General features: G+C 60.9%; 9 protein-coding genes. 5 read left to right on the top strand and 4 right to left on the bottom strand.

The window, feature by feature from the left end; translation table 11 throughout:
- Positions 1–88: 88 nt before the first annotated feature.
- Entirely contained in the window at positions 89–631 is a 543-nt protein-coding gene (gene orn, locus ACRESD_RS20630; RefSeq protein WP_003171343.1) for an oligoribonuclease, read from the bottom strand.
- Between the two features lie 108 nt (positions 632–739).
- On the opposite strand from orn, the gene rsgA reads away from it, so the two are divergent.
- The gene (gene rsgA / locus ACRESD_RS20625) at positions 740–1,771 is read left to right on the top strand and encodes a small ribosomal subunit biogenesis GTPase RsgA (protein WP_033898469.1); all 1,032 of its coding nucleotides are present in this window, start codon (positions 740–742) and stop codon (positions 1,769–1,771) included.
- Positions 1,772–1,820: 49 nt separating this feature from the next.
- Here the strand turns inward: rsgA and motB are convergent, their stop codons facing one another.
- Together motB and motA are read right to left on the bottom strand one after the other, a co-directional pair.
- Positions 1,821–2,846, bottom strand: a complete 1,026-nt coding sequence (motB, locus tag ACRESD_RS20620; RefSeq protein ID WP_431752593.1) for a flagellar motor protein MotB — start codon at positions 2,844–2,846, stop codon at positions 1,821–1,823.
- Between the two features lie 3 nt (positions 2,847–2,849).
- Positions 2,850–3,701 carry a flagellar motor stator protein MotA gene (gene motA / locus ACRESD_RS20615; RefSeq protein ID WP_003217532.1) on the bottom strand — a complete coding sequence of 284 codons (852 nt, stop codon included), beginning with the start codon at positions 3,699–3,701 and terminating at the stop codon, positions 2,850–2,852.
- A 167-nt stretch (positions 3,702–3,868) separates the two neighbouring features.
- Here motA and ACRESD_RS20610 point away from each other — a divergent pair, with 167 nt between their 5' ends.
- The 3 genes from ACRESD_RS20610 to asd are packed head-to-tail and all read left to right on the top strand — an operon-like array spanning position 3,869 to position 7,154.
- A complete protein-coding gene (locus tag ACRESD_RS20610; protein WP_431752592.1) occupies positions 3,869–5,404 on the top strand; it encodes an HDOD domain-containing protein in 1,536 nt (511 codons plus the stop codon).
- A 57-nt stretch (positions 5,405–5,461) separates the two neighbouring features.
- Positions 5,462–6,277 (top strand): rhodanese-like domain-containing protein, encoded by an 816-nt coding sequence (locus tag ACRESD_RS20605; protein WP_431752591.1) that lies wholly within the window; start codon positions 5,462–5,464, stop codon positions 6,275–6,277.
- A 16-nt stretch (positions 6,278–6,293) separates the two neighbouring features.
- Positions 6,294–7,154 carry an archaetidylserine decarboxylase gene (gene asd, locus ACRESD_RS20600; protein WP_431752590.1) on the top strand — a complete coding sequence of 287 codons (861 nt, stop codon included), beginning with the start codon at positions 6,294–6,296 and terminating at the stop codon, positions 7,152–7,154.
- Positions 7,155–7,277: 123 nt separating this feature from the next.
- Here asd and serB read toward each other — a convergent pair whose 3' ends face one another.
- Entirely contained in the window at positions 7,278–8,492 is a 1,215-nt protein-coding gene (serB, locus tag ACRESD_RS20595; RefSeq protein WP_431752589.1) for a phosphoserine phosphatase SerB, read from the bottom strand.
- Between the two features lie 133 nt (positions 8,493–8,625).
- On the opposite strand from serB, the gene ACRESD_RS20590 reads away from it, so the two are divergent.
- The gene (locus ACRESD_RS20590) at positions 8,626–10,161 is read left to right on the top strand and encodes a histidine kinase (RefSeq protein ID WP_431752588.1); all 1,536 of its coding nucleotides are present in this window, start codon (positions 8,626–8,628) and stop codon (positions 10,159–10,161) included.
- Positions 10,162–10,218 lie beyond the last annotated feature (57 nt).

Genomic DNA, 10,218 nt, shown 5'->3' with positions numbered 1-10,218 from the left:
CAAGCCAGCTCCCACATTTGGATTTGTGAATACATTCAACTGTGGGAGCTGGCTTGCCTGCGATGGCGCCGGTTCAGGCACCGCCCATTCAAGCCTTGATGAAATGCTTGCGGTAATGCTGCAACTCGGCGATCGACTCGCGAATATCATCCAACGCCAGGTGTGTGCTGCCTTTATGGAAGCTGTCTTTGACTTCCGGCGCCCAGCGCGCTGCCAGCTCTTTTAGCGTCGATACATCCAGGTTGCGGTAGTGGAAGTAGCTTTCCAGCCCCTTCATATGGGTATAAAGGAAGCGACGGTCCTGGCAGATGCTGTTGCCGCAGATCGGCGACTTGCCCTTGGGTACCCACTTCTCCAGGAAGGCGATGGTTTCGGCCTCGGCCTCAGCCATGCTGATGCGACTGTCACGCACGCGCTGGGTCAGGCCGGAGTTGCCGTGGGTGCGGGTGTTCCACTCGTCCATGGTGGCCAAGACGGCATCGCTGTGGTGGATGGCAATCACCGGACCTTCGGCCAAGGTGTTGAGATTGCTGTCGGTGACAATGGTCGCCATCTCGATGATGACGTCGGTGTCGGGGTTCAGACCGGTCATTTCCAGATCGATCCAAATCAGGTTCTGTGGGTTTTGCATGGCTTGATTCTCTTGGCACCTTGGCGTAGCTGCGCAGTTTAGCAGGCGGGGGCGTGCTAGACTCGCGACCGTTTTACCTAACCTTTGCATTATCGACACGGAACACCCATGGCCAAACGCCAGCTCAATCGCCGCCAAAACTGGCGCATCGAAAAGATTCAAGGTGAACGCGCCGCTCGCGCCGCCAAACGTGAATCCTCCGCCGTAGAAGCGCTCGAAGGCGGCGACCTTGGCCCTGAACAAACAGGCCTGGTGATCGCGCACTTCGGTGTGCAGGTCGAAGTCGAGGCGCTGGAAGGCGAGCTCGCCGGCCAGGTGTTCCGTTGCCACTTGCGCGCCAACCTGCCTGCGCTGGTGACCGGCGACCAGGTCGTATGGCGCGCCGGCAACCAGGGCATCGGTGTGATCGTCGCCCAATTGCCGCGTACCACCGAACTGCGCCGCCCCGACAGCCGCGGCCAGCTCAAGCCGGTGGCCGCCAACGTCGACATGATCGTGATCGTGTTCGCGCCGTTGCCCGAGCCCCATGCCAACCTGATCGACCGCTATCTGGTCGCGGCCGAACACGCCGGCATCCGCCCGTTGTTGCTGCTGAACAAATTCGACTTGATCGACGAACAGAACGCCCCGGCGCTCAACGCATTGCTGGCGGTGTACCGTACCCTCGGTTACCCGGTGCTGGAAGTCTCGGCCCATCACGGTAATGGCATGGAACAGCTGCAACAGCAGTTGGACGGCCGTATCAGCGTGTTTGTCGGCCAGTCGGGCGTAGGCAAGTCGTCGCTGGTCAACAGCCTGCTGCCAGAAGTCGAGACCCGTGTCGGCCCGCTGTCTGAGCTGTCCGGCCAGGGCACCCACACCACCACCACCGCGCGGTTGTTCCACTTCCCCGGCGGCGGTGAACTGATCGACTCCCCGGGCATCCGTGAATTCGGCCTCGGCCACGTCAGCCGCAGCGATGTGGAAGCGGGCTTCATCGAGTTCAACGACCTGATCGGCACTTGCCGCTTCCGCGACTGCAAACACGACCGCGAGCCGGGCTGTGCGCTGCTCAAGGCGCTGGAAGATGGCCGCGTGCAGCAGCAGCGCATGAACAGCTATCGCTCGATTATTGCGAGCTTGCCTGAGAGCAGTTACTAAACTGCCCCTACCAAAAGGCCGCGATCATCGCGGCCTTTTGGTATGTGGATTACGATCCGGGTACCGGCGCTGGCACCGTAGGATCCTTCATCCCACCGTCATCAAACAGGTTCAGCTTCTGCCGCAGCTCATGGGGCGGTAACGGCTCCTGCCCTGGTGGAAGGGCGTTCGGATCCGCCGGCACTTCACCCGGTGCGCCGTCGCCTTGGACCGGTGCCGGTTTGGCCCCTTGATCGCCCTCAATCGCACGCTGTGCCTTTTTGGTCAGCACCACGATATCAATCCGGCGATTGACTGGGTTGAATGGGTCTGCGGAATCAAACAACTGCGAGGAGGCAAACCCCACCACTCGCGCCACTTGCGGGTCCGGGTAACTGCCTGCCACCAGCGCGCGGCGTGCGGCGTTGGCACGGTTGGCCGAGAGCTCCCAGTTACCGAAGTCGCCCTGGCCCGCATACGGCTTGGCATCGGTGTGGCCGCTAATGCTGATCTTGTTCGGCACCGCCTTGATGGTGTCGGCCATGGCCAGCAGGATGTCTTCGAAATACGGCTTCAAGCGTGCGCTGCCGGAGTCGAACATCGGCCGGTTGGCGGCGTCAGTGATCTGGATACGCAAGCCCTCAGGCGTGATCTCGAAGGAAATCTGGTCCTTGAACTTCAGCAGTTGCGGGTTTTCTTCAACCTTGGTCTGCAATTCCTTCAGCAGCAATTCCAGACGTTCCTGTTCGACTTGCTCAGCCATGGCCTCGACGGTGTCGCGCTCGACTGGAATCTTTTCCTGGGGAGCTTCGGTCTTGACCTCCGGGTTGATGGTGCGCTCAGGCGCCAACTGCGGCGAGCCGCCCAGGTCGATCACAAAAGGCGTACCGCTTTCCGAGAAGCCAATCGGGTCTTTGAAGTAACCGGCAATGGCGATCTTTTGTTCCGGCGTGGCGGTGGACATCAACCACAGCACCAGGAAGAACGCCATCATCGCCGTCGCAAAGTCGGCGAAGGCGATTTTCCAGGCGCCGCCATGATGCCCCGCAGCGAAGCGCTTGACGCGCTTGATGATTATCGGCTGGTTGTTTTCCATGGCTTAGCGACCGCGAACCGCTTGTTCCAGCTCGGCAAAACTTGGGCGATGTTTCGGGTATAGCACTTTGCGCCCGAACTCCACCGCCAGCGATGGCGGCATACCGGAGGCCGAAGCCACCAGGCACGCCTTGATCGCTTCGTAGAGATTCACTTCTTCCTTGGCGTCATGGGCCAGGGAAGTCGCCAGCGGGCCAAAGAAACCGTAGGCCGCGAGAATACCGAAGAAGGTACCCACCAGAGCCGCACCCACGTGCATGCCGATGGCCTTCTGGTCGCCTTCGCCCAAGGAAGCCATGGTCACCACGATACCGAGTACTGCCGCAACGATACCGAAACCCGGCATACCGTCGGCGATGCCAGTGACGGCGTGGGAAGGATGTTCCAGTTCTTCCTTGAGGCTGAACAGCTCCATGTCGAACAGGCCTTCCAGCTCATGGGGGGCCATGTTGCCGGAGGACATGATGCGCAGGTAGTCACAGATGTAGGCCGTCATGCGCTCATCTTTGAGCACGGCCGGGTACTTGGCGAAAATCGGGCTGGCAGCAGCGTCTTCAATGTCGCCTTCGATGGCCATCATGCCTTCGCGGCGGCTCTTGTTGAGGATCTCGTAGATCAGGCCCAGTACTTCCAGGTAGAAGGTGTGGGAGAAGCGCGAGCTGAACATGCCCAGCGACTTCTTGATCACGTGCATGGTCATGTAGCCGGGGTTGGCCTGCAAGAAAGCACCAAACGCAGCGCCGCCGATAATCAGCACTTCGAAGGGCTGGATCAATGCGGCAATTTTACCGTGGGACAGGACGTACCCACCGAGCACGCTTGCGATGACGACGATGATGCCGATAATTTTAGCCATAGGAGATTGGTACTTGCGCCGTCAGGTTCATGGACATAGTGGGTGCAGCTGAAAAACTCTTGTTCTACTTATCGGCAAAACTGCGCCAGACTATAGCCCGTTAAGGCGAAAAGCCAATTCGGCCCGTTCCGGGCGTGTTGAATGCAAGTGATGATCGCGCCCCAATCATGGCTAATGAAACGACAGTTCCAACTACAAAACCCACCACCCTCGCCGCTTGGATCAAGCGCCTGGATGAGGTGCCGCTGCCTGTTCCCCAAGCCAGCCATGAGCGTGTGTGCAAAGCCATCCGCGACAGCCGCAGTTCATTACGAGATATTGCCGAGCTGATGCAAAACAGCCCGGCGCTGGTACTCAGCGTGATGCGCGAGGCCAACAGCCACACCCACGGCAGCATGGCGGAGCCGGCGGAAAACCTTGAAGTGGCGCTCAACCGCCTCGGCCTCAAGCGCGCTGAAGAACTGCTGGCGCGCCTGCCCTCGGTGCCCGCTCAGGAAATCCCCGTGGCGTTGCGCCAATTGTTGCTGGTGAGCCAGCACGCCTCGCAACAAGCCAACGGTTTGTTCGGCAGCCGCCTGGCGCGCTTGTGGCAAGACATTCACTGGGGCAGCCTGCTGTTTCTGTCGCCGTTGTGGCCGATGGCCGTCGCCTATCCCAAACTCCTGGAAGAATGGGAGTTGCGGGTGATTCACAAGGGCCAGTCGGCGCACCAGGTCGAGCATGAACTGTTCGGCGTACGACTGTTGGATTTGTGCCTTGGCTTGACCGAAGCCTGGCACTTGCCGATCTGGGTGTCCCAAGGCTACCACCTGCTTTTGAGCGAACAGCGCTTGCTGGTCAAAGCGTTGCATATCGCCCGCGAAGACGAGGCGCTGCGCCACCAGCAACTGCTGGATGCCGAACCCAGCCTGCGGCGCTGGCTGAACCAGCCGGCCAATACCGTACTGCTGGCCAACGGCCTGGCACTGTCGGCCCAGGAGTCCTGGACCTGCCCGCACACCGAGCGCTGGCAATACCTCACTGCGCTCTACCTGCAAGAACCCCTGGGCGACGTACAGCAACAGGTCCATCAACAAGCGGTGATCAGCGCCCGCCACACCTTGATGCCCGATCTCTGGCACCCGGCGTTGTCGCTGATCTGGCCATGGCATGTGCAGAAGATCCATCGCGGTCTGTTGCCCGCACCGCCCCCCACCGCCGAAGCCTTGGCCGTGTGGCGCAAGCGCTGCACCGAGCTGCTGGTCGAACCGAGCCGCTTCGCCAACGCCATGCACCTGACCACGTGTGCCAAAGAAGCCTTGGTGGCCAGCGGCATGCAACGAGTGCTGCTGTTCATGGCCGACCGCGCCTTGAGTACATTGCATGTGCATCAAGCCGATGGTCTGCCGAAGGATGCCGCGCACCTGAGCCTGGACGTGGTCAACAGCACGCTGCTGCAGCGCCTGCTGGAAAAATCCGCCCAGGTACGCCTCACACCCGACAACCATGCGCAGTTCTCTGCGTTGCTGCCGCCGGTCCTGCGTCGCCTGTTTACCGGCGAGCACCTGTTGTTGCGATCCCTGAGCTGCAATGGCCGCGTGGTCATGCTGATGGTCGCCGACCAGGGTGGCGGGCCATTCTCGGAAACCACCGTGCAAGCCTTCGGCAAAACCGCCCAATGCATCGAGAAAGCCCTGCACAGCTTTACCAACCGCAGCGCTTGATGCTTGCGCTACAATCGCGGTCCTTTATCGCCGACATTTGTGCCCAGGAGACCTCACATGCCTGACTTCTCTGGCTTGCCGCTGGTGATCGAATCCAGCGACCTGCAAGGTCGCCTTGATGCCGAACACCTGATTCTGGTGGACCTCACCAGCGCCGCCCGCTACGCCGAAGGGCATATCCCCGGCGCGCATTTCGTTGACCCCAAGCGCACCCAACTGGGCCAGCCTCCCGCCCCCGGCTTACTGCCGAGCAAGGCCGAGCTGGAAGCACTGTTCGGCGAACTGGGCCACACCCCGGACGCGACCTACGTGGTCTACGACGACGAAGGCGGTGGCTGGGCCGGGCGTTTTATCTGGATGCTCGACGTGATCGGCCACCCGAAATACCACTACCTGGACGGTGGCCTGCTGGCTTGGCTGGAAGGCCAGTACCCGGTTTCCACCGAGGTGCCCGCTCCCGTCGGCGGCCCGGTCAGCCTGACGCTGCACGAAGGCCCCACCGCCACCCGAGAGTACCTGCAAAGCCGACTCGGCGCCGCTGACCTGGGTATCTGGGACGCACGCGGCCCGCTGGAGTATTCCGGCGAAAAAGTACTCGCGGCCAAAGGCGGGCACATCCCCGGCGCGGTGAACTTCGAATGGACCGCCGGCATGGACAAGGCGCGCAACCTGCGCATCCGCCGCGATATGCCACAGATCCTCGAAGACCTCGGACTGACCCGCGACAAAGAAATCATCACCCACTGCCAGACTCACCATCGCTCTGGCTTCACCTACCTGGTGGCCAAGGCGCTCGGTTATCCGCGAGTCAAAGGTTATGCCGGTTCCTGGGGCGAATGGGGCAACCACCCCGACACCCCCGTTGAGATTTAAGGTTTAAGGACACTTAATGAAAAAGCAGTTGTTTATCCTCAGCCAGTACCTGTTGCCACACCACTTGCTGTCGCGCCTGGCCGGCTGCATTGCCGAGTGCCGCGTACGCTGGTTCAAGAACGCCTTCACCAGCTGGTTCGCCAAGCGCTATCAGGTGGACATGTCCCAGGCCCTGGTTGAAGACCTGACCGCCTATGAGCACTTCAACGCGTTCTTCACCCGAGCGCTGAAAGACGGTGCACGCCCGCTGGACCCAACTCCAGGTGCGGTATTGAGCCCTGCCGACGGTGCCGTCAGTCAGCTTGGCCCGATCGAACACGGCCGGGTATTCCAGGCCAAAGGCCACAGCTTCAGCGTGCTGGAACTGCTGGGCGGGGATGCGGCGCTGGCTGCACCGTTCATGGGCGGTGATTTCGCCACTATTTACCTGTCGCCGAAGGACTACCACCGTGTGCACATGCCGCTGGCGGGTACGCTGCGTGAGATGGTGTACGTGCCAGGGCGAATTTTCTCGGTAAACCAGACCACCGCTGAAAACGTGCCGGAGCTGTTTGCACGCAACGAGCGCGTTGTCTGCCTGTTCGACACCGAACGCGGTCCGATGGCCGTGGTATTGGTAGGCGCGATGATCGTCGCGTCGATTGAAACCGTATGGGCCGGCCTGGTGACACCGCCGAAGCGTGAGCTGAAGACCTTCCGCTACGACGAAGCGGCGCGGGCGCCGATTCATTTGGAGAAAGGCGCGGAGCTGGGTCGCTTCAAGCTGGGCTCGACCGCCATCGTGCTGTTCGGACCGGATCAGGTGAAGTGGGCAGAAGAGTTAGTGGCGGGTACGCCAGTGCAGATGGGTCAAGGTATCGCAACACCTAAAGCCTGACACAGAACCCAATGTGGGAGGGGGCTTGCCCCCGATGGCGGAGTACCAGTTAACACATCATTAACTGAACCACCGCTATCGGGGGCAAGCCCCCTCCCACATTTTTTTACCGCATTTCTTCAGTTACAGCTGACCATCGCGATCGCGAAAGCCCAGCAGATACAACACGCCATCCAACCCCAAGGTCGAAATCGCCTGCTTGGCCGACTGCTTCACCAACGGCTTGGCACGGAACGCCACACCCAACCCGGCAATCGCCAGCATCGGCAAGTCGTTCGCACCGTCACCGACCGCAATGGTCTGCTCCAGACGCAGACCTTCCTTGTGAGCCAGCTCCTTCAGCAAGTCAGCCTTGCGCTGTGCGTCAACAATCGGCTCAACCGCCACACCGGTCACTTTGCCGTCGATCACTTCCAGCTCGTTGGCGAACACATAGTCGATGCCCAGCTTGGCCTGCAATTGCTTGGCGAAGTAGGTGAAGCCGCCAGACAGGATCGCCGTCTTGTAACCCAGGCGCTTGAGTTCAGCGAACAGTGTTTCGGCACCTTCGGTCAGGCGCAGCGATGCACCAATCGAGTCCAGCACACTCACATCCAACCCCTTGAGCAGCGCCAGGCGCTCCTTGAAGCTGGCGCGAAAGTCCAGCTCGCCGGCCATGGCGCGCTCGGTAATCTCGGAGACCTGCTCGCCTACACCCGCCGCCTTGGCCAGTTCGTCGATGACTTCGGCCTCGATCAGCGTGGAATCCATGTCGAACACCGCCAGGCGACGGTTGCGACGGAACAGTGAATCTTCCTGGAAGGCGATATCGACATTCAGCTCCTGAGCCACGCTCAGGAATTCGGCGCGCAATGCTTGTGGATCAGCCGGTTCGCCACGCACGGAGAACTCGATGCAGCCCTTGCCTTTATCGGCCGGCGTGTCCAACGGCATACGACCCGACAGACGGTCAATATGGTCGATATTCAAACCATACTGGCCCGTGATCGAACTGACGCGCTGCAATTGTTCAGCCGTCACCTTGCGGGTCAGCAGGGTCACGATGTGGCGTTTTTTACCCTGACCGTCGACCCAATGCTGGTAATCGGCCTCGGACACCGGCGTGAATCGCACCTGTTGATCGAGCTTATACGCCGTAAACAGGATGTCTTTGAGTACCGAAGACGCCTGCTCGGTGCTCGGAATTTCGACGAGGATGCCAAAGGACAAGGTGTCGTGGATCACCGCTTGGCCAATGTCGAGAATGTTCACACCACCCTGGGCCAACACACCGGTAATGGCAGCGGTGAGACCCGGTCGGTCAAGACCTGTGATGTTTATCAGGACAATTTCGCGCAAAGCGCACCCCCAGGCTGGAAAAAAACTGCATTCTACCCACTTTCAGTGACCATCGGGCACAGCCAGCGCTTTGCCGGCCCTAGGCCTGTCGCTATACTGCGCGTCAACTTCACGGACCAAGAGCCGAGCGCAAGTGAACCGGCCCACGCCAGTAAAAACCGATAACTTCTTCCTGCTGATCTTCCGGGCACTGCGCCACCGCCGTGTACCGATCGCATTACGCATCGCCAGCCATAACGTGATCCTGGTCGCTTTGGCCTTGGTGATCTACGCCTGCGTGATGGGTTTGCAGTTCAAGCAGGCCATGCACGAGCAAGCCGACGCCCTGGGCGCGAGCCTGACGACGCAGACCGCCACTTCGGCGACTGAGTTGCTGGTGTCCAACGACATCCTCAGCCTGAACGTGCTGCTCAACAACCTGACCAAGAACCCGCTGGTGGCCCACGCCGCTATCTATAGCGTGGACAACCGGATCATGGCCGAAGCCGGGCAGCGCCCGAAGAACGGCCTGTTGGGTGAGGCCGAGGGTCTGTATTCGAGCAACATCACGTTCCAGGATGTGAAGGCCGGTCAGTTGCGTATCAGCTTGGATATGCAGCAATTCCAGCAGCCGATGACCATCAGCCTGCAAAGCATGGGCATTCTCAGCGCGATCCTGCTGGCGCTGGCACTGGCCTTGAGCCTGCGCCTGGGTCGGCACATCTCCACGCCGCTGATGCAGTTGCGCATCTGGCTGCGAGATATCGACGAACACACCCCGGCCACCGACCGCCAGGACGAAATCGGTGACCTCGCCCGCCAGCTCCACGCAAGCTTTGCCCCGGAGCCAGTGGTGCGCGAGCCGGAGCCGGAGCCCGAGCCCGAGCCGGAATACGACGACACCGACGAGCCTGAGTTTGAGGTCCGCGATCTGCGTGACCCAGGCTTTGACGAAAGCGCCCCGGTAGCCGGACTGAAGGCAGCACCGCGCCATGTGGTCAAGGCTGAAGAAGACGAGTTGGACGACGAAGACCCGTTTGCCGACCTGCGCGACACATCGTCCGCCGCGCCAGTCGTTGCGCCCAAGCCGATGCCCGTGAAGAACGCCGAACCCCAGCACAGCGCGGTATTGGCTGTGCAACTGGGCGCACAGGATCAACTGCGTCGTCTGCCCCGTGCCCGCCTGACAGAACTGCTGGAGCGCTATCGTGATTGCCTCGACCAGGCCGCGTCGCTGTATCAAAGCGAACTGCATACCCTGAACGATGGCAGCACGCTGATGTTGTTCCACAGCGAAGACAGTGGCGAAGACTACCTGACCAACGCCATCTGCTGCGGCGAATTGCTGCGCGCCCTGGGCCATGCCCTGCAGATCGAAGTGGCCGACAGCGGTATTACCTTGCAGTTGCAACTGGGCCTGACGGTCGGTGATGACCTGTTTGGTATGAGCCAGATCGACTTGTTGCTGACAGAAATCGCCCAGGACGCGCTGGCCCTGTCCCAACACAGTCGTAACCTGCTGCTGGTGGAGCGCAAGATCAGTGAAGACACCTTGATCCGCCAGCGCGCGCGCATCCGTCCGATCGCCAGCCCTGAAGGTGCGAGCTGCGTGGAACGGTTGATGGAACCGTATCCGTCGATGCTGGAGCGGCAGCTGGCGCGGATGCATGAGACCCGTACCAAGCCCTGACGGGCATCGCGAAACCAATGTGGGAGGGGGCTTGCCCCCGATGGCGGAGTGTCAGTC

The organism is Pseudomonas sp. (assembly GCF_050739995.1).
In the GTDB taxonomy this organism is placed as follows: domain Bacteria; phylum Pseudomonadota; class Gammaproteobacteria; order Pseudomonadales; family Pseudomonadaceae; genus Aquipseudomonas.
Note: the sequence above shows the minus strand (reverse complement) of the source record. Positions and strands in the feature narration are given on the sequence as shown.

Coding starts and splice junctions, on each gene's coding strand:
- orn (WP_003171343.1), bottom strand. CDS start 631: ATGCAAAACCCACAGAACCTGATTTGGATCGATCTGGAAATGACCGGT.
- rsgA (WP_033898469.1), top strand. CDS start 740: ATGGCCAAACGCCAGCTCAATCGCCGCCAAAACTGGCGCATCGAAAAG.
- motB (WP_431752593.1), bottom strand. CDS start 2,846: ATGGAAAACAACCAGCCGATAATCATCAAGCGCGTCAAGCGCTTCGCT.
- motA (WP_003217532.1), bottom strand. CDS start 3,701: ATGGCTAAAATTATCGGCATCATCGTCGTCATCGCAAGCGTGCTCGGT.
- ACRESD_RS20610 (WP_431752592.1), top strand. CDS start 3,869: ATGGCTAATGAAACGACAGTTCCAACTACAAAACCCACCACCCTCGCC.
- ACRESD_RS20605 (WP_431752591.1), top strand. CDS start 5,462: ATGCCTGACTTCTCTGGCTTGCCGCTGGTGATCGAATCCAGCGACCTG.
- asd (WP_431752590.1), top strand. CDS start 6,294: ATGAAAAAGCAGTTGTTTATCCTCAGCCAGTACCTGTTGCCACACCAC.